The organism is Stenotrophomonas sp. YJH_SMC_131, assembly GCF_059367975.1.
The window spans coordinates 221,941-247,959 of record NZ_JCAFRJ010000003.1 but is presented as its reverse complement, the minus strand read 5'-3'; the positions used below and the strand labels follow the sequence as shown (position 1 = coordinate 247,959).

Here is a 26,019-nt window from a genome sequence, read left to right as displayed (position 1 = left end):
GTCACCAGTCCATGTGCATGAACCACAACGCCGCGAAGGCGTCGATGATGATCACCAGCGAGATCGTCTGCACCACGCTGGAGGTGGTGCGCTCGCCGACCGACTGCGCGGTGCCCTCGACCTTCAGTCCTTCCAGGCAGCCGATCAGGCCGATCACCAGCGCGAACACGGGTGCCTTGGACAGGCCGACCAGCAGGTGCCGCACTTCCATCGTCTCGTGCATGCGCGCGATGTACATCTGCGGCGGGATGTCGAGGTCGAACGCGCCGACGGTGATGCCGCCGGCCAGGCCCGCGATCATCGCGATGAAGGTCAGCAAGGGCAGGGTGACCAGCAGCGCCAGCAGTCGCGGCAGCACCAGCAGGTCGACCGGGTCCAGGCCCAGCGTGCGCATTGCATCGATCTCCTCGCGTGCCTTCATCGCACCAATCTGCGCGGTGAACGCACTGGCGGTGCGGCCGGCCAGCACGATCGCGGTCAGCAGTACCGCGAACTCGCGCAGGAAGGCGATGTTGACCAGCTCGACCACGTAGATCTCGGCGCCGAAGTCGCGCAGGATGGTCGAGCCGAGGAATGCGATCACCGCACCCACCAGGTAGGACAGCAGCGCCACCAGCGGTACCGCATCCAGCCCCACCTGCTCCATCTGGTGCACGGTGGCGGTCAGCCGGAAGCGGCGGGGTTCCTTGACCAGCCGGGCCGCCTTGACCAGGTTCTCGCCGAGGAAACTGCACAGCGCCTTGATGTTGTGGCCAGTGGCGTGGACGCTGACACCCAGCCGTTCCAGCGCGGCCAGCACGCCGAAATCGCGCTTGGGCTTGGGGCGGTCGTCGGCCACTTCCTCGATGGTGCACACCAGCGCCTGGTGGTCCGCGCGGAACTGCAGTGCGTCTTCGTGCAGATCGGCACGGTGGGCCACGCGCAGCACCTGCAGCACGCCGGCCGAATCCAGCTGCTCGATGCCGGTGGCATCGATGCCGGTCAGCTTGTCGGGAACGCCGTGCAGGACCTCGGCCGCGGCCAGCGCGGTCTTCAAGGTCCAGGTGCCGGACAGGTGGATCAGGCCCGGGTCATGGGCATCCTGTTCGAGCTGGGGGGCGAGGTTCGGGGTGACGTGGGCCATTCGGGTCGCAGCATAACCGTTCTGTATCGGGCTTCGCGTCGAACTCGGATGAATTTCTCCGGTGGGCCCCAGCGTAGGTAATACTACGGCGCATGTCCGCAGACGCTCACACGATCCCCACGCCCCAGGCCACCTACGCACAGCGCGTGGCCTTTGTTTCCGAGATCGCCGGACGCCTGCACAGCTATGGCACCACGGCCCAGCGCCTGGAAACGGCGGTGGTGGCACTGGCCCGCCAGCTCGATCTGGATTGTGAACCGTGGTCGAATCCCACCGGTATCATCCTCAGCTTCAGCGATCCGGCGCAGGCGATCGGCTCCAGCGACATCACCCGCGTGATCCGCCTGGCGCCCGGTGAGAACGACCTGCACAAGCTCAGCGTCGCCGACCATATCGCCGAAGAAGTGTCCAACGGGCGGATGAGCATCGCCCAGGGCCATACCGCGCTGCGCCAGCTGGACAAGGATCCGGGCCGGCGCGGCAAGCTGCGCACCATCCTGTCATTCACCCTCGGCGCGGCCGGCGTGGCCGGCATGTGGAAGCTGCCGTGGCTGGACATCGCCACCGCCGGTGTCATCGGCCTGATGATCGGCCTGCTCGGCATGGTCACCGACCGCCGCCCGGCCACCCGCGAAGCGGCCGAGGCGCTGGCGGCGCTGCTGGCCGGCATGGTCGCCACCCTGGTGGCGTCCTTCATTGGCGCGCTCAACCTCAATACGGTGATCATCGCCTCGCTGGTGGTGCTGCTGCCCGGCATGTCGCTGACCAATGCGGTCAATGAGCTGGCCAGCCAGCACTGGGTGTCGGGCACCGCGCGCTTTGCCGGCGCGCTGACCACCATCATGAAGCTCAGCGTCGGCGCGATGATCGCGGTGACCCTGGCCGACGTGCTCGGGCTGGATCCGGTGATCCGCGCCACGCGGCCGCAGGGGCCGTGGGTGGAGTGGGGTTCGCTGCTGACCGCGGCCTTTGCGTTCGCGATGCTGTTCAAGGCCAACCGGCGCGATTACCCGTGGGTGATCGCCGCCTCGGTAGCCGGTTATGCGATCTCCAAGTTCGGCGGCCATGCCTGGGGCGCGCCGGCCGGCATCTTCCTGTCGGCGATGCTGCTGACCGCGGGCGGCAATCTGTTCGGTCGCCTGGTCGGGCGTCCGGGCGCGATCATCCGCCTGCCCGGCATCATCATGATGGTGCCCGGCAGCACCAGCCTGCGCGGCGTGCTGACCCTGGTCCAGCAACAGGATGTCGGCGCCGGCCAGAGCGTGTTCCTCACCGTGCTCAACGTGGTGATGGCGCTGGTCGCCGGCCTGCTGTTCGGCAACCTGCTGATGCCCGCTCGCAAGACCCTGTGATGATGTCGGTGGGTGTGGACCCCGGTCCACACACCGGAGAATGAAAAACGCCGGCGTCCGCCGGCGTCTTTCATTCCAACCTGATCCCGGCCTCAGGCCTTCTTGATCAGGAAATCTTCCGGCTTCTTGTTGCCCTTGGCGGTCAGTTCAGCCATCCAGCGCGGCTGCTTGCCACGGCCGGTCCAGGTTTCCTTCGGATTGGCCGGGTTGCGGTACTTCGGTGCAACCTTGCCCAGCTTGCGGCCGGCGGTCTTCGACGGGGCCTTGGCGGCCGGGGCGGCCTTGCGGGCACGCGTGGCCGGGGCGCTGCCGAACAGTTCTTCGATGGTGTAACCCTCGGTCTTGGCCAGCTTGGTCAGCTGGGCCCGGACCTTGGTGATCGGCCGGCGCTTGGCGACGATGGTCTGCTGCTTCTTGGCGGTACGGATCAGGGCGCCCAGCTCGCGTGCTGACAGGCCGGTCAGGTCAATGCTCATTTACGGTTACTCCGGAAACTAATGTGTGGACGGGACAAGCCAGTCCATGGCGTCGGCGGACAGAATAGAGATGAATTAATCACAGCACAAATGCAGGCGGGTCATGGCGTGGCGGCATGCAGACGCCATCCCGGTGATTTTGACCGGATTATGTCCGCTGCAATATCGGGGAAGGGCGCGGGCAAAAAAAAAAGACCGGGGCAGGCCCCGGTCTTTTCCTGATCAGCCCTGCAGACGCTGCAGCAGGGAGGCCTTGTCCAGGTTCTCCGCGTCGCTGGCGCGGCGCGAGCGGTACTCGTAGGTGCCAGCGGCCAGGCCGCGTTCGCTGACCACCACGCGATGCGGAATACCGATCAGCTCCATGTCGGCGAACATCGCGCCCGGACGCAGGCCGCGGTCGTCGAGTGCAGCGTCCAGGCCCGCCTCGCGCAGCTCCTGCAGCAGGTTGGCAGCGGCGTCGGCCACGGCCGCATCGCCCTTCGGGTTGATCACGCACACCACCACCTGCCACGGCGCCATCGCGTCCGGCCAGATGATGCCGGCATCGTCATGGTTCTGTTCGATCGCGGCAGCCACCACACGCGAGATGCCGATGCCGTAGCACCCCATCGCCATCACCGCGGCCTTGCCGTTCTCGTCCAGCACGGTGGCATCCAGCGCTTCGGCGTACTTGCGGCCGAGCTGGAACACATGGCCGACTTCGATGCCACGTGCGATCTTCAGTTCACCGCCGTCCACGGCACGGTCGCCGGCCCGCACGTTGCGGATGTCGGCCACTTCCGGTTCCGGCAGGTCGCGGCCCCAGTTGACGCCGGCCAGGTGGAAACCGGCTTCGTTGGCGCCGACGACGAAGTCGGCCATCGCCGCCACTTCGCGATCGGCGACCACGCGGATGGCCTTGGCCGGGGCGACCGGGCCAAGGAAGCCCGGCACGCTGCCCAGGTGCTCGGCGATTTCCGCCTCGCTGGCGAAGCGCTGCTCGTCCAGGCCGGCGACCTTGGCCAGCTTGATCTCGTTGACCTCATGGTCGCCACGCACCAGCGCCAGCACGAACTGCTGTGCCTTGCCTTCGCCGGCGATCAGCGCCACCGACTTCACCGTGCGCTGCAGGTCGATGCCGAGCAGCGCCGCGACGTCCTCGCAGGTCTTCTGGGTGGGGGTATCCACCTTGCGCATCGTTTCGGTGGCGGCCGCACGCGGCGCCGGGTCGGCGGCAATCGCCGCTTCCATGTTGGCTGCGTAGTCCGAGCCGGTGGAGAACACCAGCGCGTCCTCGCCGGAATCGGCGATGACGTGGAATTCCTGCGACGCATCACCGCCGATGGCACCGGAGTCCGCCTGCACCATGCGGAAATCCAGGCCGAGGCGGGTGAAGATGCGGCTGTAGGCCGACTTCATGTTCTCGTATTCGCGCACCAGGCACTCATCGTGCAGGTGGAACGAATAGGCGTCCTTCATCAGGAACTCGCGCGAGCGCATCACGCCGAAGCGGGGGCGGATCTCGTCGCGGAACTTGGTCTGCACCTGGTAGAAGTTCACCGGCAGCTGCTTGTAGCTGGACAGCTCGCTGCGCGCGAAGTCGCAGGCGGCTTCTTCGGCGGTCGGGCTGTAGCAGAACACCTGGTCCTTGCGGTCCTTGATCTTCAGCAGCTGCGGGCCGAACTTCTGCCAGCGGCCGGTCTGCTCCCACAGTTCCTTCGGCTGGATGGTCGGGATCTGGAATTCCACGGCACCGGCCCGGTCCATTTCCTCGCGCACGATGCGCTCGACCTTGCGCAGCACGCGCAGGCCCAGCGGCGACCAGGTGTACAGGCCCGATGCCAGCTTGCGGATCATGCCCGCGCGCAGCATCAGCCGATGGCTGGTCAGCTCGGCGTCGCTGGGGGTTTCCTTGGTGGTGTGCAGGTGGAACTGGGAGAGGCGCATCGTCGGCTTCGGATAACGGCAGAGACCTCTATTCTGCCAGCCCGGCCGGGGGGAGGGGTATCGGCAGGGCTGCGCCCTGCACCCGCCTCAAGCAACGTCAACAGCAACAGCAACAGCAAAAACGGGTTTCCTGGGAGATGGCGGGGTGGGTCCGGCGGCAGGGGACGCCGTGAACCCATCCCTGGGGGCTTGGTCGCGGCTTGCTCGTGTGCGCTGTCCTGCGCACACGGCAAGACCGGTGTTGAGCGTCCTGCCCAACCCGCCCGAGGCATGCCTCGGGCCCATGGCGCTCACACCCCTGCCGCCGGACCCACCCCGCCTTCGACAGTTTCCTGCGAGCTGTCGGAATGGCTCCTGGGGTCAGATCCGTTTTCCGCAGGAAAACGGCTCTGACCCCGGATTCAATTCGAGATCCGACAGATTTGATCCACGCATCGCGTGGATCTACTGGCCACCGGGGATCTGTCGGGGGTGGGGCGGTGCCGGATTGCGGGGTGTCCGCGGCATGGACGCCGCGGCCAAGCCCCCATGGACGGGTTTACGGCGTCCCCGCAATCCGACACCGCCCCGCCATTCCACGGAATGCCCGCTTTTGACGTTGCCGTTGCTTGCAGCCTCTGCAGGTGCAGGGCGCAGCCCTGCCGATACCCTTAACCGGCCGGTGGGCAGTACGCCTTGATGGCGGCCTGCGCCAATCCCCTCTGCGCGGTGTGCTGCTCCGGAGTCAACGGGGTATCGGCCTTGCCATCACCATCGGTGTCCTGCATCACCTGGCCACCACCGTCCAGCAGGGCCAGGTTGGCCCGGGCCGTGCTGCACTGCCCAGGGACCGGCGCGGCCGGGGTCTCGGTGCCGGCTGCGGCCTGCGGGGTGCGGGCCTGCTCGCGGGTCTCGAACTTCTTGCCCGCCGGCGGGGTCTCCGAATACTGGGTTACGCCATGGGCGTCCTTCCATTTGTAGACGGGGCCGGCCACGGCGTTGGCAGTGGCCAACAGCAGCAGGCATCCAAGGCAGGACAGGGCACGCATGGCAGACTCCACGGAATGGGCGCAGAACGCCGATTGCAGCATTGGCGCCGACCGCTGGCAAGTCGATTAAACTGGATTCCATGGACCCGATCACACCGCCGCCGCGCTCGCGCACGATTTACCTGCTGCCCAACCTGTTCACCACCGCCGGCCTGTTCGCCGGTTTCTACGCGATCATCGCCGCGGCCAACGGGGATTTCGTCAATGCCAGCATCGCCGTGTTCGTGGCGGCGGTGATGGATGGCCTGGACGGGCGCGTGGCGCGCCTGACCGGTACCAGCAGCGAATTCGGCGTGCAGTACGACTCGCTGGCCGACCTGGTCAGCTTCGGCATGGCCCCGGCGCTGGTGATGTACCACTGGTCGCTGTCGTGGCTGAAGTTCGACGATCCGCTGCTCGGCCGCGTCGGCTGGGCCGTGGCCTTCCTGTATGCGGCCTGCGCGGCGCTGCGCCTGGCCCGCTTCAATACCCAGGTGGCGGTGGTCGACAAGCGCTGGTTCGTCGGCCTGGCCAGCCCGGCCGCAGCGGGCCTGATGATGTCCTTCGTCTGGGCGTTCGCCGATGGCAACCTGGGCTGGGACGGCAACCAGCTGCGCTACGTGGCGCTGGCGGTGACGATCATCGCTGCGCTGCTGATGGTCAGCCGCATCCGCTTCTGGAGCTTCAAGGGTGGCGCTGCCAAGGGCACCCGTTCGGACCGCGTGCCGTTCCTGGTGCTGGCACTGGTGCCGGTGGCGATCGCCATTGCGGTCATCGACCTGCCGCGCGTGCTGTTCGCGGTCGGCATCCTGTACGCCTTGTCCGGCCCGGTGATGTGGGCCGTGCAGCGCCTGCGCAAGAAGCCCGAGGCCGCGTGAGCCAGGACCTGCCCGTGCTGTGGTCACCGGCCCAGCAGGCCTGGCTGCAGGCCATGGGCTACACCGTCTATCACGATGGCCAGCTGGCTGCCGAGCTGGATGCCGCGCTGCAGTTGAGCGTGGCCGAAGCCGAGGCCAGCGTCGCCCCGCCGGAACCGGTGCGGGCCCCCGTGCCGTCGCGCGAACAGCATGCCGGGGTGGCGCCCGCAGCCCGCCCGGAACGGCCGGCACCGCCGCGCCGCGAAACGCCGGTCAGTGCCCCGGATACCGTGCCGGCGGCTGAGCGCCCGATGCCCAGCGGCAACGCGCGCCAGCCGGTGGTCCGCCTGCCGGATCGCCTGCAGATCGCGCTGCTGCGTGCGTCCGGCTGCAACCCGAACGACCCGGCTACGCAGCGGTTGATGGACAGCTGGCCGCTGGACCAGCTGCGCCACGACCCGGCCGCCAAGCGTGCGCTGTGGCCGCAGCTGCGTGCCCTGCGCAAGCGGGGCACGCCATGAGCGCGGTCACCCGGCCCGGCCCGGTCAGCCTGCGTGCGTTGCGCGAGAGCGACCTCAATGCGGTAATGGCGATCGAACTGCGCGGCTACCCTTTTCCCTGGACCCGCGGCATCTTCATCGACTGCCTGCGTGCCGGCTATCCCGGCCTGGCGATGGAGCGCGATGGCCTGCTGGTCGGCTATGGCGTGCTCAGCATCGCCGCCGATGAAGCGCACGTGCTGAACATCTGCATCGATCCGCTGGCACAGTCGCGCGGGCTGGGCCGCCAGCTGCTGCGCGCGCTGGTGCAGCTGGCCGCCGACCGTGGCGCACAGCGCGTCTTCCTGGAAGTGCGTCCGTCCAATACGCCGGCGCTGGCGCTGTATCACAGCGAAGGATTCAACGAGATCGGCCGCCGCCCGCGCTACTACCCGGCTGCACAGGGCCGCGAGGATGCGGTCGTGATGGCGATCGAGCTGGTCGACGGCGATCTGCAGGAAATGCCGCCGCTGTAACGCAGACGGGTTGCCGGCCAGCGGCCGGCACTACCGATGCGTCGCTCACGCCAGCCGCAACGCCAGCACGCCGCCCACGATGAGCGACGCTGCCAGCCAGCGCGTGCGCGGCACCCGCTCGCGCAGCAGGAACACCGAGATCAGCAGCGCGAACAGGATCGAGGATTCGCGCAGCGCCGAGATCATTGCCACCGGCGCCTGGGTCATGGCCCACAACGCCATCGCATAGGAGGCGGTGGTGCCGACGCCACCGGCCAGTCCCAGCGGCCAATGCTGCCGCGCATAGTCCAGTACCGCGCCGCCGCGCTTATACAACGCCCACAGCGGCAGCGGGATGCCCGACAGCAGGAACAACCACAACGTGTAGCTGAGCGCGCTGCCGGACTGGCGCGCACCCTGCGCATCGACCAGCGTGTAGGTGGCGATCATCGCCGCTGTCAGCAGCGGCAGGCGCAGCTGGCCGCCGCGCGCACCCAGTGCCATGCACAGGATGCCGGTGCTCACCAGCACCACGCCCAGCCACGCTGCGGCGGGCAATGGCTCACCGAGCAGGGTGCCGGCCAGTGCGACCAGGATCGGCGCGCTGCCACGCATCAGCGGGTAGGCCAGGCTCATGTCGACCTGCTGGTAACAACGCGCGACCAGCCCGTAGTAGGTCACCTGCAGCAGCACCGACGCAGCCAGCCAGGGCCAGCTGTGCGCGGCCGGGAAGGGCAGGAAGGGCAGGGCGGCGGCCGACAGCAACGCGGCACTGCCGGTCACCAGCACGGTACCGAGGAACTTGTCCGGGCCGCGCTTGACGATCGCATTCCAGCTGGCATGCAGCGCCGCGGCAGCGAGGACGAGCAGGAAGATGGAAAGCGGCATCCGCCGATGATGCCATGCGGGACAAATGGAAACGCCGGGCATCGCCCGACGTTTCCGATTCCGCTTCGGTGGGTGCCAACCTCTCCCGCCGTGGCAGGTGCCAACCCTCCCCTGCCGTGGTAGGTGCCAACCTTGGTTGGCACGCACCAGAGCGCGGCGTTACAGCTTCGCGCGCTGCTCGCGCAGGCCGGCCAGCTGGGTGTTCCAGTCGACCAGGCGCACGCGCTCCTGGTCGACCACCGCCGGTGGCACCTTGTCGGTGAACCTGGCCAGCTTGGTTTCGCTCTTTTCCTGCTCGCCTTCCACGCGCTTGATCTCCTTGTCCAGGCGCGCGCGCTCGGCATCGAGATCGACCAGGCCTTCCAGCGGCACCAGCAGCTTCAGCTCGCCCACGATCGCGGCGGCCGCCGGCGGTGCGCTTTCGCCCTCGGCCAGCCACTGGATGCTGTCCAGCTTCAGCAGGAACGACAGCGAGGCGCTGAAGCGTTCGATGCGCACGCGGTCCTGCTCCAGGCCGGCCTGCAGGCGCAGCGGCACCTGCCTGGACGGCGCGACGTTCAATTCGCTGCGCACGCGACGCACCGCACTGATCACCGCCTTCAGCCATTCCACGTCGGCCTCGGCCTGGGCGAAATCACCGGCGAATTCGGCGGCGGTCGGGTACGGGCGCAGCGACAGCGTGGTTTCGGCCAGGCCCAGGCGCGGGGCCAGCTGCTGCCACAGCTGTTCGGTGATGAACGGGGTGAGCGGGTGCAGCAGGCGCAGCAGCGCTTCCAGCACGTACAGCAGGGTGTGGCGGGTGCTTTCGGCATCAGCCGCGTCGGCACCGTTCAGTGCCGGCTTGCTCAGCTCCAGGAACCAGTCGCAGAACGCGTTCCAGGCGAACTCGTACAGGCACTGCGCCAGCAGGTCGAAGCGGTACGCGGCGAAATGGCCCTGCGCTTCGGCGGTGGTGGCGGCCAGGCGCGAAAGGATCCAGCGCTCGGCATCGGTGCGCGGGGTCGGCACGCCGGTGAATGCCGCACCTTCGGTGTTCATCAGCGCGAAGCGGCTGGCGTTCCACAGCTTGTTGCAGAAGTTCTTGTAGCCCTCGGCGCGGTTCATGTCGAACTTGATGTCGCGGCCGTGGGTGGCCAGCGCGGCGATGGTGAAGCGCAGCGCATCGGCACCGTGGGCAGCAATGCCGTCCGGGAATTCCTTGCGGGTGGCCTTCTCGATCTTCTCCACCATCTTCGGCTGCATCAGGCCGCCGGTGCGCTTGGCGACCAGGTCGTCGATGGTGATGCCGTCGATGATGTCCAGCGGGTCGAGCACGTTGCCCTTGCTCTTGGACATCTTCTGGCCCTGGCCGTCGCGGATCAGGCCGGTGAAGTAGACGTCCTTGAACGGGATCTTCCCGACCAGGTTGTCGGTGGCCATGATCATGCGCGCCACCCAGAAGAAGATGATGTCGAAGCCGGTGATCAGCACCGACGACGGCAGGTAACGGTCGAAGCCGCGCTCGGCCATGGCCTGTTCGTTCGGCCAGCCCAGGGTGGAGAACGGCCACAGCTGCGAGGAGAACCAGGTCTCCAGCACGTCGCTTTCCTGGTTCAGCACCACCTCGCTGCCCAGGTTGTGCTTGGCCCGCACTTCCTCTTCGCTGCGACCGACGTAGCAGCTGCCGGTGGCGGCATCGAACCACGCCGGGATGCGGTGGCCCCACCACAGCTGGCGGCTGATGCACCAGTCCTGGATGTTGTTCATCCAGTGGCGGTAGGTGTTGATCCAGTTCGGCGGCACGAAGGCAATGCTTCCGTCCTCGACCAGGTCCAGGCCACGCTTGGCCAGGTCGTCCATCTTCACGAACCACTGGTCGGTCAGGTACGGCTCGATCACCTGGCCGGTTCGGTCGCCACGCGGCACCTGCAGCTTGTGCGCCTTGGTCTCGACCAGGATGCCCAGATCTTCCAGCTCGGCCAGCACGGCCTTGCGTGCTTCATAGCGGTCCAGGCCCCGGAAGCGTTCCGGCGCGTTCTCGTTCAGCGCCGCCACCGGGGTGAACAGGTTGATCATCGGCAGGCTGTGGCGCACGCCTACTTCATAGTCGTTGAAGTCGTGCGCCGGGGTGACCTTGACCACGCCGGTGCCGAACGCGCGGTCCACGTAGTCGTCGGCGATCACCGGCACGCGCCGGCCGGTCAACGGCAGCACCACGTTCCTGCCGATCAGGTGCGCGTAACGCTCGTCTTCCGGGTGCACCATCACCGCGGTATCGCCCAGCAGGGTTTCCGGGCGGGTGGTGGCAACGACCAGGTAGTCGCGGGTTTCGCGCAGGGTTTCCACGCCGTCGGCATCGCGCTCGACGTGTTCGTAGCTCAGGCCGTCATCCAGCGTGTAGGCGATCGACCACAGGAAGCCGTCCTCCTCGGCGCTCTCCACTTCCAGGTCGGAAATGGCGGTCTTCAGCACCGGGTCCCAGTTGACCAGGCGCTGGCCGCGGTAGATCAGGCCCTGCTCGTACCAGCGCACGAAGGCCTCGTTGACCGCCGCCGATGGCTGCGGGTCCATGGTGAAAGTGCTGCGCGACCAGTCGGCGGAGGTGCCGAGGCGGCGCATCTGGCGTTCGATGGTGTCGCCGGACTGCTGCTTCCACTCCCAGACCTTGCCGATGAAGCCTTCGCGGCCCAGCGAATCGCGGGTCTCGCCCTTGCCTTCCAGCGCCAGGTTGCGGCTGACCACCATTTCGGTGGCGATGCCGGCATGGTCGGTACCGACCTGCCACAGCGTGTCGTAGCCGCGCATGCGGTGGTAGCGCACCAGCGCATCCATCAGGGTCTGCTGGAAGGCATGGCCCATGTGCAGGGTGCCGGTCACGTTCGGCGGTGGCAGCAGGATGGTGTACGGCTCGCCCGTGCCGGACGGCTTGAAGTGGCCGGCCTTCTCCCAGGCCTCGTAGAGGTCGGTCTCGAAGGACGTCGGGTCGTAGCTGGAGGCGAGTTGGGTCATGCGGGGGAACCGGTAATCAAGGCGGAAGGGAGATCAGCGCGACCCGAGGGCGCGGCGGATCTTCTGGTCGGTGTGGTACTGGCTGACCGCGTAGGCGGCCCAGATGGCGGCGGGCAGCCAGCCGATCAGGGTGATCTGCAGGATCAGGCAGACGATCCCGGCCAGCGGCCGGCCGATGGTGAAGAAGGACAGCCAGGGAAGAATCAGGGCGATCAGCAGGCGCATCAAGGGGTCCTCGCCGGGCTCACATGTCGTGCTTGTTGAGGTCGTAACCGGCGGCCTTGTACTGGCGCCAGCGCTCGCGCAGCGGTTCGCGCGCTTCCGGATCGGCCGGGACCACTTCCAGCACACGCTCGCACTGGCCCAGCCAGGGCTCATCGCGCAGGTTGATCACCAGCGGGCGTGCCGGCGCGTCGGTGCCGGGTACGGCGATCAGCACCAGGGCCTCTTCCTCGTCCATGTCTTCGCCGGCAATCTGGTGCGGGATGTAGGCATCGTTGTCGAACGCCCACAGCAGCTCGTCCAGTTCCTCGGCCTGGGCCTGGTCACGGGCCAGCACCAGGGTGAACAGCCCGGCGTCGTTGGCCTTGCGCGCCAGTTCGCAGACCAGGCGCAACGGCTCGGTCAGGAAGCGGGGCTTGGCGATCAGGTAGAAGTCGGCGCGGGGCATGGCAGGGTCCGGGTCAGGCAAGGGCCCGGCAGTGCCGGGCGAGGCCCCGGCCGGCGTCTGCCGGCCAGGGTCGGGTACGGCATCAGGCGCGGGCGACCTGGTCCAGCAGCCACTGGCTCAGCAGGCCGACCGGGCGGCCGGTGGCCATGCCACGCTTGCCTTCATCGCTGGCGACGCCGGCGATGTCCAGGTGGGCCCAGCGCTGGCCTTCGGTGAAGCGCGACAGGAAGCAGCCGGCGGTGATCGCGCCGGCCCAGCGGCCGCCGATGTTGTAGACGTCGGCGAAGGTCGAATCCAGCATCGGCTGGTACTCGTCCCACAGCGGCAGGCGCCAGGCGCGGTCGAACACGTGCTCGCCGGCGGCCAGCAGCTCGTTGGCCAGGTCGTCGTGCTTGCTCATCAGGCCGGCGGTCTGGTGGCCCAGGGCGACCATGCAGGCACCGGTCAGGGTGGCGACGTCGACCAGCGCGGCCGGCTCGAAGCGCTGTGCGTAGGTCAGCGCGTCGCACAGGATCAGGCGGCCTTCGGCGTCGGTGTTGCCGACTTCGATGGTCTTGCCCGACATCGAGGTGATCACGTCGGAAGGACGGTAGGCGTTGCCGTCGATGGCGTTTTCCACCGCCGGCACCACCACCACCAGGTTCAGCGGCAGCTTGGCCTTGACCGCCGCGACGAAGGTGCCGATGACGTTGGCGCCGCCGCACATGTCGTACTTCATCTCTTCGATGCCGCCCTGGGTCTTCAGGTTGACGCCACCGGTATCGAAGGTGATGCCCTTGCCGACCAGCACGTAGGGCTTGGCGTCGCCGCCATTGTTCCACTTCAGCACGACCAGGCGCGGGCGGTTGGCCGAACCGCGGGCCACGGCCAGCAGCGAGCCCATGCCCAGCGCTTCCATCTGGTGCTCGTCGAGGATCTCGGCTTCGGCACCGTCGTGCTCGCCGGCGAACTTCACGCCGACCTCGGCCAGATGGGCCGGGGTGCAGTAGTTCGGCGGCAGGTTGCCCAGTTCGCGGGCGAACTCGACACCGGCGGCGATGGCCTGGCCCTGGGCCAGGGCCTGGGCGTCGTCACCGGCCACGGCCAGCTGCGCCAGGCCGGCATCGTCGGCCTTCTTCTTGCCCAGGGTGGCGGTGTAGCGGTAGGCGGCGTGATCGGCGGCGATCACTGCCTGGCGGATCGCCCAGGCCGCGTCGCGGTCCTTGATGGCCACTTCGGACAGGGTGAACAGCGCGCTGCGGGCGGCGCCGGCCTTCAGCGCGCGCACCGCGTCGCCCACGGCCTTCAGGTACTGCGGCACGCCGAAGCGGGCGGCGTCGCCGAGGCCGACCACCAGCACGCGCGGCGCGGTCACGCCCGGCAGGTCGTGCAGCAGGGTGGTCGCGCCGGTCTTGCCGGACAGGTCGCCACGCTGGGCCAGGGCGGCCAGGCGGCCACCGCTGGCGGCGTCCAGGGCCTGCGCGGCCGGGGTCAGGGTATGGTCGGCATACGCGCCGACCACCAGGCAATCAACGGTGGCGGCGGCCGGAGCAACGTGGTTCAGGGTGAATTCGAGGGCCATTGAGCAGATTCCATTGGCGAGTCCGTACAATCGCAGGCCGTTTACGCCCAGACAGTAGACTGGGCGGCACCGCGAACGAACCCCAGAGTTTAAACCACCGCCCCATGCTGAAGCTCGACCGATACCTGCTGGGCGATTTCGTCCAGAGTTTCCTGGCTACCCTGATCGTCCTGCTGGTGGTCAGCGTGGGCGGCGTGCTGGTGGACATCCTCGGCAACATCGCCGACGGACGCCTGCCGGCCAAGCTGCTGTTCTCCCAGCTGGGCCTGCAGTTCATCGCCTACCTGCCGCTGATCCTGCCGCTGGCGCTGATGCTGGGCCTGCTGCTGGCCGTGGCCCGGCTCTACCGCGACTCGGAGATGGCGGTCATCACCGCCATTGGCGTGGGGCCCAAGCGGCTGCTGCGGCCACTGCTGATGCTGGTGGTGCCGGTGGTGCTGCTGGTCGGCGCCTGCTCGCTGTGGCTGGGCCCGTGGGCCGGCCGGATGGCCGAGCAGATGATCATCGAGGCCAACCGCAGCGTGCTGATGGCCGGCCTGGAGCCGGGCCGCTTCACCCCGCTGCCGAATGGCGGCGTGGTGTACCTGTCCTCGATCTCGCCCGATGGCACCCAGCTGGGCAAGGTGTTCCTGCAGCGCCAGAAGGATGACCGCCTGGAAGTGGTGTCCGCCAATGGCGGCCGCATGTTCTTCGAGGGCACCCGCCAGCGCTTCCTGGAGCTGGATGATGGCCACCAGGTGGAAGGCCCGGTGGCCGGCGCGCTGGATTACCGGCTGGCGACCTTTGCCCGCAACGACGTGGCCCTGCCCGACGGTGCACAGACCCGCACCGAGGACGACCCGGAACTGATGCCGACCCTGCAGCTGATCGGCGATGAGCGCCCGCCGGCGCAGGCGCAGCTGCACCGCCGCCTGGCACCGCCGCTGATCGCGCTGGCCTTCGCCCTGCTGACCGTGCCGCTGGGCCGCAGCTCGCCGCGCCAGCAGCGCTACGGCCGCATGATGCTGGCCCTGATGGCCTACATGGTGGGCACCAACCTGATGTTCATCGGCAGTGGCTGGATCGCCAACGGCAAGATTCCGGCCGCGCTCGGCCTGTGGTGGTTGACCGTGCCGCTGCTGGCGCTGGCGATCTGGATGTATGCACGTGATGGCCGCCTGGGCCGCTCGAAGGGAGCCCGCGCATGAGGCTGCGCCCGATGCGTTTCGATCTGTACCTGGGCCAGTCGGTGTTCACCACGGTGCTGCTGACCTGGGCGGTGCTGGTCGGCCTGGACGTGGTGATGGCGTTCTCCGGCGAGTTCAAGGACATCGGCAAGAACGGCTACACCCTGGGCCATGCCGCCGCCTGGGTGCTGTACACGGTGCCGCGCCGCGCCTACACGATGTTCCCGACCGCCGCGGTGATCGGCGCGCTGATGGGCCTGGGCCAGCTGGCCGCGACCTCGGAGCTGACCGCACTGCGTGCGCTGGGCCTGTCGCGCAAGCGCCTGAGCGTGTCGGTGGCGATCGCGCTGTCGCTGCTGACCGCAGTGATGGTGCTCAGCGCCGAGACGCTGGGCCCGTGGGGACAGGACCGTGCCGATGCATTGAAGGCCAGTGCCAAGTGGGGGCGGGACATCTCCACCACCCGCTACTCCGGCCTATGGGCACGCGAAGGCGACACCTTCCTCAACGCCCAGAGCGGCGAGGAACAGCTGGTGGGCGACAAGGGCACGCGGCTGATCCTGCGTGACGTGCGCCTGTACCGGATCGCCGAAGACGGCAATATCGCCTCGTTGACCCATGCCGCCACCGCCGAGCACGACAAGGACGGTTGGGTGCTGACCGGGGTGCGTCGCGACACCTTCGGCGAGCGCTCGGCCACCCGCCAGGAAGTGGCGCGTGAGCCGTGGAACTCGAAGCTGGATCCGGCGGCGCTGGCCACCGGCATCGCCAAGCCGCGAAACCTCAGCGTGGCCGAGCTGAGTACCAGCATTGCCTATCGCCAGCGCAACGGGCTGGATGCGCGCGATTTCGAGGATGTTTACTGGAGCCGCTGGTTCTACCCGGTGAACGTGCTGGCGCTGTGCCTGGCCGCGGTGCCGTTCGCGTTCGGGTCGCTGCGTAGCGGCGGCATGGGCAAGCGCCTGTTCCTGGGCATCCTGTTTGCACTGGGCTTCTGGCTGCTGCAGCTGTTCTTCGGCCGCATGGCCGGTGCGCTGAAGTTCGATTACCGCATTGCCTATGCGCTGCCGCCGATCGTCATGCTGGCCGTGTCCGGACTGTTGTTCCGGCGCAAGTCGGGCTGATTCTGGTAGCGCGGGGCCATGCCCGGCGCTACCGGGGCAATCCACCGCTTCGGCATCCGTACCACGACCACCAGCATCCCGGCCCAGCGTGCTGGATTCTGTAGAGCCGAGCCCATGCTCGGCTGCTTTTTGCGCACCGCCTGCCAGCCGAGCATGGGCTCGGCTCTACAGATCGTGCATCACCGCTTGGGCATGCGCACCAGGCGGGTGCCGCTGGCGCGGTCGTGCCAGGTCAGGCGTTGGCGGTCGACCCAGGCCCACCAGAATCCCAGGCCGCCCAGCAGCAGCGACAGCGTCCCCACCGCGAAGCGCAGCCACAGCTGGCCGCGCCGCAACGGCGTGCCATCGCGCGACTGCAGTTTCAGCCGCCACGGCCGCATGCCCAGCGTCTGCCCGCCGCGGCGCCAGCTGGCCGTGGCATACCACCCCGTGATCGCCCAGCACACCGCCCACAGCAGCCACTGCCAAGCGCTGAACGGTGCGATGTTCTCGCGCTGCGCGTGGCCGCTGAAGGTGTAGGCGAGGGTGAACAGCGTGCCGGCCAGCATCCACAGCGCCAGCACCGGCAGCGCGTCGTAGACCATCGCCAGCATGCGCCAGGGCAGCAGCGCGCGCGGACGGGGCGTTTCGGTAGCGGCCGCAGGGGCCGTGTCGGTGGCAGGGCGGGACATGCGCCGAGCATACGCAAAGCTGGCCGTGCCCGCAGTGGCCCTCGTATCCTGCATGCATGGCCCTTGTTTCCACCCCCGCCGAACGCCGCCAGCTGGTCCAGCAACTGCCCGAGCTGCGCGCCGACGACAGTGTGCGCATCCAGCGCTTCCTCGATGCGATCTGGGCCGAGAACGGCCTGGCCCGCGCCACCCTGGACAGCTACCGGCGCGACCTGGAAGGGCTGGCGCGCTGGATGGATGGACGCGACGGTGGCCTGGCCGGCATCGAACGTCCCGGGCTGTTCGACTACCTGGCCTGGCGCACCCGCCACGGCTGGTCGCCGCGCAGCAACGCGCGCCTGCTGTCGGCGCTGCGGGCGTTCTTTGCCGATGGCGTGCGCCGTGGCGAACGCAGCGAAGATCCCAGTGCGCTGCTCGACCCCCCGAAGCTGCCGCGGCTGTTGCCCAAGGCGCTGGCCGAGAGCCAGATCGATGCGCTGCTGGCGGCACCGGACATCGACAGCCCGCTGGGCCTGCGCGATCGCGCCATGCTGGAACTGATGTATGCCGCCGGCCTGCGCGTGAGCGAGCTGGTGCTGCTGCCGGCCACGGCGGTCAACCTGCGCCAGGGCGTGCTGCGGGTCACCGGCAAGGGCAGCAAGGAGCGGCTGGTGCCGCTGGGCGAGGAATCGCAGCACTGGCTGGAGCGTTACCTGCAGCAGTCGCGCCCGCTGCTGGTCGGCAAGGGCAAGGTGCATGCCCTGGCGGATGGTCAGACCCCGTTGTTCATCGAGCCGACGCTGCATGCGCTGACCCGGCAGGCGTTCTGGCACCTGGTCAAGCGCCATGCGCAGGTGGCCGGCATCGACCCGGCGCGGATCAGCCCGCATGGCCTGCGCCACAGCTTCGCCACCCATCTGCTCAACCGCGGTGCCGACCTGCGCGCGCTGCAGATGCTGCTCGGCCACAGTTCCTTGTCGACCACCCAGATCTACACCCTGGTAGCGCGCGAGCATCTGCAGAAGCTGCACGCCCGCCACCATCCGCGCGGCTGAGCGCCGGGCTGAATCGCTGCCCGGGGCCGTGCCGGGCGTCGCGGCCCGGTACCGGCGGCTGTGTCAGAATCCGGGGTCTTCTTCTGCTGCGGATCGCTCCATGCTCCGATTTGCCATCGCCGCCGTGTTCGGTGCGCTCAGCCTGACCGCCTGCGCCCAGCCGGCTCCGCCGGCCGCCAAGGCGCCTGCTGCCGCTGCGGCAAAGGCCAGCCCGGCCGCCAACGCGCCGGCCGACCAGGCGGTACGTGCCGCGTTGACCGCGCTCAATCCGGGTTTCCAGGTCGATTACATCGGTGCCGCGCCGTTCCCCGGCTTCCGCGAGGTCGTCGTTTCCGGCCAGCTGCTGTACGTGTCCGATGACGGCCGCTACCTGTTCCAGTCGCAGCCTTACGACACCCGCGCCAAGGGCCCGGCCAACAGCGAGGGCCTGCTTGGTTACCGCCGCGGCCTGCTGGCCAAGGCCAACCACGGCGATCGCATCGTGTTTGCCGCGCCGAACGCCAAGTACACCATCAGCGTGTTCACCGACATCGAGTGTGGTTACTGCCGCAAGCTGCACCAGGACATCGCCGAACTCAACCGCAACGGCATCACCGTCGAGTACCTGGCGTTTCCGCGCATGGGCCTGGGCAGCAAGGACTACACCGACATGATCTCGGTCTGGTGTGCAGCGGATCGTCGCCAGGCCCTGACCAACGCCAAGCGCGGTGGCAGCGTGCCGGCCAGGAACTGCACCAACCCGGTGGCGATGCAGTACGCGCTGGGCCAGCAGCTGGGCGTGAATGGAACGCCGGCGATCTTCGCGCCGGATGGCACCCAGCTGGGCGGCTACCTGCCGCCGGCGCAGCTGCGTGCCGCGCTGGAGAAGCTGTCGGCCAAGCGCTGATCGTCGCTGGTCTTTTTCTGTAGAGCCGAGCCCATGCTCGGCTGCGGAAACAGCAGCCGAGCATGGGCTCGGCTCTACAGGCAGGAAGCCGGGGATGCGTGTCGCATCCCCGGCCTTTTGCTTACTTCAGGCCATCACTGACCGCCTTGGTCAGCGTGCCCTGCGCATCGTCACCGCTGAACTCCCAGACGAACGCGCCGCCCAGGCCCTGGGTCTTCACGTAACCCATCTTGCGGGTGATGTTGGCCGGGGTGTCGAAGCTCCACAGCGTGCTGCCGTTGTAGATCCAGGTGGCACCGGCGGTGTTGTCGGTGTAGCCCGGCCACGCCAGGTTCTTCAGCACCTTCCAGTCCTCGATGCCGGCTTCATACGTACCCGGGGCGGCGCCGGTCGCGGTCTGGTACAGGCCGTTGTTGGCGTTGGCCACACCCGTCCAGCCACGCCCGTAGTAGCCAATGCCCAGGTTGAGCTTGGCGGCGGGCACGCCACGGCTGATGAAGGCCTCGATGGCGTCGTTGCTGTTGTACAGCTTCTGGTCGCCGGTGGACGGATCATTCGGCGAATCGAACAGCGCCGACTGGTGATTGGTCTTCGCATCCCACGCGCCGTGGAAGTCGTAGGTCATCACGTTGATGTAGTCCAGGTACGGGTGGTATGCGGCCGGATCGGTGACACGGATCTTGTCGATGCCGGCACCCACCGCCACCGTCAGCAACAGGCCCGGCCGCACCGCATCGAGCTGGCGGCGGAACTCGGCCATCAGCGCGGTGAAGTTGGCGTTGTCTTCCGGCTTGCCGCATTCGATGCCACAGGCCACCGGGTATTCCCAGTCGATGTCGATGCCGTCGAACACGCCCAGCGCGGCACCGGCACCGCCGGCACCGTCGGTCACCGGCAGGTTGCCCTTGATGTAGGCGTCGATGCACGAGGCGACGAAGGCCTGGCGGTTTTCCGGGCGCGCTGCGCTGGAGAAGCCGCGCGACCAGGTCCAGCCACCCAGCGAGATCAGCACCTTCATGCCCGGGTATTTGGCCTTGAGCTGCTTGAGCTGGTTCCAGTTGCCGCGCAGCGGCTGGTCCCAGGTATCGGCACTGCCGCTGACGCTCTCGGCGGCACTGAAGGCCTTGGTGTAGTCGGCGAAGGCATCGCCACCGGCACCGCTGTTCGGATCCGACGGCTGGGTGATGCCGACTTCGCATCGGTTGTTGCGCACGTTGCCGAACGCGTAGTTGATGTGGGTCAGGCGTGCGGCCGAGCCGCTGCTGTCGATGTTCTTGACCCGGTAGTTGCGGCCGTAGATGCCCCACTGGGTGAAGTAACCGATGACCCGCTTGCCGGTGGTGCCGCCGTCACCGGCCAGCGTGGTGGCGCTGATTTCGGTACCCTGTGCCGACGCATTGCCGGCGTTGTCGCGGGCCCGCACGCGGTAGCGGTAGGTGGTCGATGCGGTCAGCCCGCCATCCACATAGCTGGCACTGGACGGCGAACCGACCAGGCTGCCGTTACGGTACACGTCATAGCCGGCCAGGCCGCTGCCACCGGTGTTGTCGGTGGACGGGCTCCAGCTGAGCGCGATGCTGCTGGCGGTGCGCGTTCCGGCCGCCAGCCCGCCCGGCACGCTCGGTGCGGTGGTATCGCCACCGGCGGCGTTGACGGTGATGGTGATGGTCGGGGTGCTGGTGGTGGCGTTGTTGTTGTCGGTGGCGACCGCGCGCAGGGTGTGGCTGCCGGCGCTGGCATTGGCCCAGCTGGCCGCATACGGCGCACCGGTGGCCACGCCCAGCGAGCTGCCGTCGCGGAAGAACTCGACCTTGGCGACGCTGCCGTCCGGGTCACTGGCGGTAGCGGTCACGTTGACCGTGCTGCCGGCGCTGAAGGTGGCGCCGTTGGCCGGCGAGGTCAGGCTGACCACCGGCGGCTGGTTGCTGCCGCTGCCATCGCAGGCACCAAGGTTGGTGTAGTAGGGCGCACCGGCCGGATGGTCCGGCGGCGCGTTCCAGATGTCCTGGTTCGCCCGATAGAGGACGCCTCCTTTCTGCAGGGTATCGCCGGCCCGGTAGATCCTGGCCTGGTCCCACTGGGCCACGCCGGCACAGCTGGCAGCCTGCGCCAGGCCGGGCAGGGCGGCGGTACCGGCGGCCAGGGCAAGCAGCCAGGCCAGGTGGCGGGGACGACAGCTTCGGGTCGAACGTTCGGCACTGCGCACAATCGGGTCGTACATGGGTAAGTCTCCGATCAAAGGGCGCGCGGGCCCCGATGGCGCCGCGCGTGACGCAGGTCCGGGCGTCGCCCGGGAAGGCGACGGAGGGGGCGGACGGGGTACCTGGGGGGCCGGGGAGAGAGTCCGGCGCCAGGTGGGGACAACGTTGTCATCAATCGCGTGGTCAATCCGTGAGCAAGCGCATGGTTCCGGGATTCGGGCGGAGAGCGGCGCTGCGCGCGGTCGGCGGCCATCGGCGGAGCCCCCTCGTGGCTGGTCGGGCGCGAATTCATGGGTTTGGCCGGGTGGGTGGGGTCAGGCGGGGACGCCGTGAACCCGTCCCTGGGGGCTTGGCCGCGGCATCCATGCCGCGGACACCCCGCCTGACCCCACCCACCCGGCCTCTGACAGGTTCCTGCGCAGCCAGCCACGAAAGACAGAACAAAAAATCAAAATCAAAAGCAGAAGCCGGTCGCTGCGCTCTCCAATGCCTGATTTCTGATGTTCCCTGGTTGCCGGCCAGCGGCCGGCACTACCGCAGAGCCTCCACGCATGGCGTGGATCCACCGCACATCGCGGGAAACTGTCGGGGGCGGGGTGGTGGGGGCCAGCAGGACCGTTGGCGCCATGGATGGCGCCATCGAGCCCCCATGGACGGGTTTACGGCGTGTCCTGCTGGCCCCCACCACCCCGCCATCCCACGGGAACCCAGCTTTTGCTTGGGCCATTGCCGTTGCCATTGCCGTTGCCGCTGCCCTGGCCTCGGCGGGTGCCGGGCGCCGCCCGGCCAGAGCCCATCCCCCGCTTCCGGTACAATGTCGGGCCCGTTTCCCAACTACGGTTCCCCGGACATGATGGTCCTCGAGGGCGCGCCCGCCCTGTCGCCGTTCCGCCGCGAACGTCTTGAATCCCGCCTGCAGTCCATCGCTCCCTCCCTGCGCATCAGCGGTGCCTGGCACGTCTATTTCGTGCAGCCCGAAGGCAGCGCCGCCCCCGACCTGACCACCCTGTGCCGCATCCTCGAAGCGGCGCCGCAGGCCGAAGCCGTGGCCGACGGCGCGGTCAGCCGCATCGTGGTGCCGCGCCTGGGCACGCTGTCGCCGTGGTCGAGCAAGGCCACCGAACTGGTCCGCGGTGCCGGCCAGCCGGTCAGCCGGGTCGAACGTGGCCTGCGCATCGACGTGCAGGGCTGGCCGGCCGATGCCGCCGCCCAGCAGGCGCTGGTCAAGGCGCTGCACGACCCGATGACGCAGTCGGTGCTGGAGACCGTGGAACAGGGCCAGGCGCTGTTCTCGGCACCGGCCCGGGGTGAACTGGAGCGCGTGCCGGTGGACCAGCTGGAGGCCGCCAACCAGCGCCTCGGCCTGGCCATGGCCCAGGACGAGATCGACTACCTGCGCGAGCGTTTCACTGCGCTGGGCCGGTCGCCGTCGGACGTGGAACTGATGATGTTCGCGCAGGCCAATTCCGAGCACTGCCGCCACAAGATCTTCAACGCCAGCTGGACCATCGACGGCCAGGAGCAGGACCGCTCGCTGTTCCGGATGATCAAGAACACCCACCAGCAGACTCCGCAGCACACGCTCAGCGCGTACAGCGACAATGCCGCGGTGATCGAAGGCCATCCGGCCTCGCGCTATCGCCCCGATCCGGCCAGTGGCGAATACCGCCGCGAGCCGCAGGTGCCCAGCGCGTTCCAGATCAAGGTGGAAACGCACAACCATCCGACCGCGATCGCGCCGTTCCCGGGTGCCTCGACCGGTGCCGGTGGCGAGATCCGCGACGAGGGCGCGACCGGCCGTGGCGGCAAGCCGAAGGCGGGCCTGACCGGCTTCTCGGTCTCGCACCTGCGCATCCCCGAGCTGCCGCAGCCGTGGGAAGCGCCGCGCGCGCTGAACCCGCGCATGGCGCCGGCGCTGGAAATCATGACCGACGGCCCGCTCGGCGGCGCCGCGTTCAACAACGAATTCGGCCGCCCGAACCTGCTCGGCTACTTCCGCAGCTTCGAGCTGCCCGAAGGCGCCGATCTGGTGCGTGCATACGACAAGCCGATCATGCTGGCCGGCGGCCTCGGCGCGATCGATCGCGTGCAGGTCGACAAGATCCCGCTGCAGGCCGGTGATGCGGTCATCGTGCTCGGCGGGCCGGCGATGCTGATCGGCCTGGGCGGCGGCGCGGCCAGTTCGGTGGCCTCCGGCGAGAGCGCCGAGGACCTGGACTTTGCCAGCGTGCAGCGCGACAACCCGGAAATGGAGCGCCGCTGCCAGGAGGTCATCGACCGCTGCGTGGCGATGGGCGCCAACAACCCGATCAAGTTCTTCCACGACGTCGGTGCCGGTGGCCTGTCCAATGCCATCCCCGAACTGCTGCACGACTCCAAGGTCGGCGGTGTCATCGACCTGGGCAAGGTGCCCACCGATGATCCGTCGCTGTCGCCGATGCAGCTGTGGTGCAACGAGTCGCAGGAGCGCTACGTGCTGGGCGTGGCCCAGGAGCGCCTGGCCGAGTTCGCCGCGCTGTGCGCCCGCGAGCGCTGCCCGTTCGCTGCCGTTGGCGTGGCCACCGCCGAGGAGCACCTGGTGGTGGCCTACGGTGCCGTGCCGGGCCACACCCCGGCCGATGCGCCGATCGACCTGCCGATGGACGTGCTGTTCGGCAAGCCGCCGAAGATGCACCGCGACACCGCGCACCCGCCGGCACCGCGCTGGCCGGCGCTGAAGACCGGCGGCCTGGACCTGCAGGAAGCCGGCCTGCGCGTGCTCGCGCACCCGACCGTCGCCTCGAAGAACTTCCTGGTCACCATCGGTGACCGCAGCGTCGGCGGCCTGACCGCGCGTGAGCAGATGGTCGGCCCGTGGCAGCTGCCGGTGGCCGACGTGGCGATCACCCTGGCCGACTTCGATGGCGTGGCCGGCGAAGCGATGTCGATCGGCGAGCGCACCCCGCTGGCCCTGCTCGACGCCGCTGCGTCGGCACGCATGGCGGTGGGCGAAGCGCTGACCAACCTGTGCGCGGCCCCGGTCGATGCGCTGGATGAAATCAAGCTGTCGGCGAACTGGATGGCCGCGGCCGGCCATCCGGGCGAAGACGCACTGCTGTACGACGCGGTGAAGGCGGTGGGCATGGAACTGTGCCCGCAGCTGGACATCAGCATCCCGGTGGGCAAGGACTCGCTGTCGATGCAGGCGCAGTGGCACGACCAGGGCGAAGCGCACAAGAGCGTGTCGCCGGTGTCGCTGGTGATCTCGGCGTTCGCGCCGGTCGCCGACGTGCGCCAGCAGCTGACCCCGCTGCTCGACCGCGACGTGGACAGCGAGCTGTGGCTGATCGGCCTGGGTGCCGGCAAGCAGCGCCTGGGCGGTTCGATCCTGGCCCAGGTGCACGCCGACCATGGCGATCTGCCGGCCTTCGCCGGTGCCGCTCCGGACCTGGACGATCCGCAGCGCCTGCGTGGCTTCTTCGAGCTGATCCGCGATGCGCGCCAGTCTGGCCTGCTGCTGGCCTACCACGACCGCAGCGACGGTGGTGCCTTCGCCGCGCTGTGCGAAATGGCCTTCACTTCGCGCCTTGGCCTGGACATCACGCTCGATGCCTGGGGCGATGATCCGTTCCGCAGCCTGTTCAACGAAGAACTGGGTGCGGTGGTGCAGATCGCGCGCGAAGACCGCGCTGCGTTCGCCGACCTGGTCGAACGCCACGCACTGACCGAATGCGCACAGCGCATCGCCAAGCCGACCACCGCGCCGGTGGTGCGCGTGTCGCTGGGTGGCGAGAACCTGGCCGAATGGCGTTGGGACGCACTGTTCGACGCCTGGTGGTCGGTCACCCACGCGATGCAGAAGCGCCGCGACAACCCGGCCAACGCCGATGCCGAGCGCGAGGTCGCCCGTGCCTTCAACGCACCGGGCCTGAAGCCCAAGCTCAGCTTCGACCTGAACGAGGATGTGGCGGCACCGTTCATCAGCACCGGTGCGCGTCCGCGCGTGGCGGTGCTGCGCGAGCAGGGCGTCAACGGCCAGATCGAAATGGCCAACGCCTTCGAACGTGCCGGCTTCCGCGCCTTCGACGTGCACATGAGCGACCTGATCGAAGGCCGCGTGGCGCTGCAGGATTTCACCGGCCTGGTCGCCTGCGGCGGCTTCAGCTACGGCGATGTGCTCGGTGCCGGCCGTGGCTGGGCCACCTCGATCCTGGAGCGCAGTGCGCTGCGTGATGCCTTCGCCGCGTTCTTCGCGCGCGAAGACAGCTTCGCGCTGGGCGTGTGCAACGGCTGCCAGATGATGAGCCAGCTCAAGAACATCATCCCCGGTGCCGGACACTGGCCGCAGTTCCGCCGCAATGCCAGCGAGCAGTTCGAAGCCCGCACCGCGCTGCTGGAAGTGGTGGAATCGCCGTCGATCCTGCTGCGTGGCATGGCCGGCTCGCGCCTGCCGGTAGCGGTGGCGCACGGCGAAGGCCAGGCCGTGTTCGACAACGCCGTCGACCAGGCTGCCGCCCGCGTCTCGCTGCGCTACATCGATGGCCATGGCAACGTCGCCAGCCAGTACCCGCTGAACCCGAACGGTTCGCCGGACGGCATCACCGGCCTGACCAGCACCGACGGCCGCGTCACCATCATGATGCCGCACCCGGAGCGCACCCCGCGCGCGCTCAACCTGAGCTGGGCACCGGCTGAATGGCAGGGTGATTCGCCGTGGATGCGCATGTTCCGCAACGCGCGGGTGTGGTGCGGCTGATCGCATCGTTCCGCGCAGGCCGCAATGCCACCGCGTATGGAAAAACCCGCCGCTTTGTCGGCGGGTTTTTCTTTGTGTGCGTGAAATTGCTGATCTGGCCGCTAGTTACATCCGTTTTCATGCGCCAGCAGTTCGTCACGTATGTCTAACAAAATGCCTTTATAAACACGTGAAATAGTGAACTGCTTCACGGCAATAGGATTTGTCGTGTCAAAGTCTTGACGATCTGCAAAGTTGCCGTTAACACTTGAACCCCGTTTCAGAATCATTCATTTCGCAGTAACCGGTTGGCGCACGCGCTCGGTTTTCTGTCGCTGCGCGCCGTTCGGCAATACCCCGCAGTAAATCACGCGAATAAAC

At 68.3% G+C, this 26,019-nt stretch carries 20 protein-coding genes; 9 read left to right on the top strand and 11 right to left on the bottom strand.

Annotated features, from left to right (window positions below; genetic code table 11):
- Nucleotide 1 precedes the first annotated feature (1 nt).
- Entirely contained in the window at nt 2–1,123 is a 1,122-nt protein-coding gene (locus AC5P56_RS08525; protein WP_014645867.1) for an MlaE family ABC transporter permease, read from the bottom strand.
- Between the two features lie 92 nt (nt 1,124–1,215).
- Here AC5P56_RS08525 and AC5P56_RS08520 point away from each other — a divergent pair, with 92 nt between their 5' ends.
- Complete coding sequence (locus AC5P56_RS08520) at nt 1,216–2,475, top strand: threonine/serine exporter family protein (protein WP_014645868.1); 1,260 nt, start codon at nt 1,216–1,218, stop codon at nt 2,473–2,475.
- A 92-nt stretch (nt 2,476–2,567) separates the two neighbouring features.
- Here the strand turns inward: AC5P56_RS08520 and AC5P56_RS08515 are convergent, their stop codons facing one another.
- The 3 genes from AC5P56_RS08515 to AC5P56_RS08505 form a co-directional block, all read right to left on the bottom strand.
- Complete coding sequence (locus AC5P56_RS08515) at nt 2,568–2,951, bottom strand: H-NS histone family protein (protein ID WP_010480700.1); 384 nt, start codon at nt 2,949–2,951, stop codon at nt 2,568–2,570.
- A gap of 222 nt (nt 2,952–3,173) precedes the next feature.
- On the bottom strand, nt 3,174–4,877 hold the full coding sequence (locus tag AC5P56_RS08510; RefSeq protein ID WP_014645869.1) for a proline--tRNA ligase: 1,704 nt from the start codon (nt 4,875–4,877) through the stop codon (nt 3,174–3,176).
- A 650-nt stretch (nt 4,878–5,527) separates the two neighbouring features.
- Nucleotides 5,528–5,905: a DUF4124 domain-containing protein gene (locus tag AC5P56_RS08505; RefSeq protein WP_329768584.1), complete on the bottom strand. Its 378-nt coding sequence runs from the start codon at nt 5,903–5,905 to the stop codon at nt 5,528–5,530.
- Nucleotides 5,906–5,985: 80 nt separating this feature from the next.
- Here AC5P56_RS08505 and pssA point away from each other — a divergent pair, with 80 nt between their 5' ends.
- From pssA to rimI, 3 genes are read left to right on the top strand one after another with little or no spacing between them, the layout of a single operon-like run.
- Nucleotides 5,986–6,762, top strand: coding sequence for a CDP-diacylglycerol--serine O-phosphatidyltransferase (pssA, locus tag AC5P56_RS08500; protein ID WP_005415206.1), 777 nt, complete (start codon nt 5,986–5,988; stop codon nt 6,760–6,762).
- Entirely contained in the window at nt 6,759–7,262 is a 504-nt protein-coding gene (locus tag AC5P56_RS08495; protein ID WP_014645872.1) for a hypothetical protein, read from the top strand. The genes pssA and AC5P56_RS08495 overlap by 4 nt, the downstream gene beginning before the upstream one ends.
- Nucleotides 7,259–7,756, top strand: coding sequence for a ribosomal protein S18-alanine N-acetyltransferase (gene rimI, locus AC5P56_RS08490; protein ID WP_014645873.1), 498 nt, complete (start codon nt 7,259–7,261; stop codon nt 7,754–7,756). The genes AC5P56_RS08495 and rimI overlap by 4 nt, the downstream gene beginning before the upstream one ends.
- Nucleotides 7,757–7,801: 45 nt before the next feature.
- Here rimI and AC5P56_RS08485 read toward each other — a convergent pair whose 3' ends face one another.
- The 5 genes from AC5P56_RS08485 to AC5P56_RS08465 form a co-directional block, all read right to left on the bottom strand.
- Nucleotides 7,802–8,623 (bottom strand): EamA family transporter, encoded by an 822-nt coding sequence (locus AC5P56_RS08485; protein ID WP_262092963.1) that lies wholly within the window; start codon nt 8,621–8,623, stop codon nt 7,802–7,804.
- Nucleotides 8,624–8,782: 159 nt separating this feature from the next.
- Nucleotides 8,783–11,611, bottom strand: a complete 2,829-nt coding sequence (locus AC5P56_RS08480) for a valine--tRNA ligase (RefSeq protein ID WP_032962264.1) — start codon at nt 11,609–11,611, stop codon at nt 8,783–8,785.
- A 33-nt stretch (nt 11,612–11,644) separates the two neighbouring features.
- A complete protein-coding gene (locus AC5P56_RS08475; protein ID WP_014035920.1) occupies nt 11,645–11,836 on the bottom strand; it encodes a YqaE/Pmp3 family membrane protein in 192 nt (63 codons plus the stop codon).
- 19 nt (nt 11,837–11,855) lie between these two features.
- Nucleotides 11,856–12,281: a DNA polymerase III subunit chi gene (locus tag AC5P56_RS08470; protein ID WP_014645876.1), complete on the bottom strand. Its 426-nt coding sequence runs from the start codon at nt 12,279–12,281 to the stop codon at nt 11,856–11,858.
- Between the two features lie 82 nt (nt 12,282–12,363).
- Nucleotides 12,364–13,842 carry a leucyl aminopeptidase gene (locus AC5P56_RS08465; protein ID WP_069118015.1) on the bottom strand — a complete coding sequence of 493 codons (1,479 nt, stop codon included), beginning with the start codon at nt 13,840–13,842 and terminating at the stop codon, nt 12,364–12,366.
- 104 nt (nt 13,843–13,946) lie between these two features.
- Between AC5P56_RS08465 and lptF the strand changes: the two genes are divergently transcribed.
- On the top strand, nt 13,947–15,029 hold the full coding sequence (gene lptF / locus AC5P56_RS08460) for an LPS export ABC transporter permease LptF (RefSeq protein WP_075076731.1): 1,083 nt from the start codon (nt 13,947–13,949) through the stop codon (nt 15,027–15,029).
- Complete coding sequence (lptG, locus tag AC5P56_RS08455) at nt 15,026–16,132, top strand: LPS export ABC transporter permease LptG (RefSeq protein WP_032962258.1); 1,107 nt, start codon at nt 15,026–15,028, stop codon at nt 16,130–16,132. The genes lptF and lptG overlap by 4 nt, the downstream gene beginning before the upstream one ends.
- 179 nt (nt 16,133–16,311) lie before the next feature.
- Here the strand turns inward: lptG and AC5P56_RS08450 are convergent, their stop codons facing one another.
- Nucleotides 16,312–16,803, bottom strand: a complete 492-nt coding sequence (locus AC5P56_RS08450; RefSeq protein WP_100449377.1) for an RDD family protein — start codon at nt 16,801–16,803, stop codon at nt 16,312–16,314.
- Nucleotides 16,804–16,859: 56 nt separating this feature from the next.
- Here AC5P56_RS08450 and xerD point away from each other — a divergent pair, with 56 nt between their 5' ends.
- On the top strand, nt 16,860–17,837 hold the full coding sequence (gene xerD / locus AC5P56_RS08445; RefSeq protein ID WP_046428433.1) for a site-specific tyrosine recombinase XerD: 978 nt from the start codon (nt 16,860–16,862) through the stop codon (nt 17,835–17,837).
- A gap of 100 nt (nt 17,838–17,937) precedes the next feature.
- On the top strand, nt 17,938–18,723 hold the full coding sequence (locus AC5P56_RS08440; protein WP_014645882.1) for a thioredoxin fold domain-containing protein: 786 nt from the start codon (nt 17,938–17,940) through the stop codon (nt 18,721–18,723).
- A gap of 121 nt (nt 18,724–18,844) precedes the next feature.
- Here the strand turns inward: AC5P56_RS08440 and AC5P56_RS08435 are convergent, their stop codons facing one another.
- A complete protein-coding gene (locus AC5P56_RS08435; protein ID WP_197575588.1) occupies nt 18,845–20,944 on the bottom strand; it encodes a glycosyl hydrolase family 18 protein in 2,100 nt (699 codons plus the stop codon).
- An 830-nt stretch (nt 20,945–21,774) separates the two neighbouring features.
- Here AC5P56_RS08435 and purL point away from each other — a divergent pair.
- A complete protein-coding gene (purL, locus tag AC5P56_RS08430; RefSeq protein WP_140222906.1) occupies nt 21,775–25,659 on the top strand; it encodes a phosphoribosylformylglycinamidine synthase in 3,885 nt (1,294 codons plus the stop codon).
- The last annotated feature ends 360 nt before the right edge of the window (nt 25,660–26,019 follow it).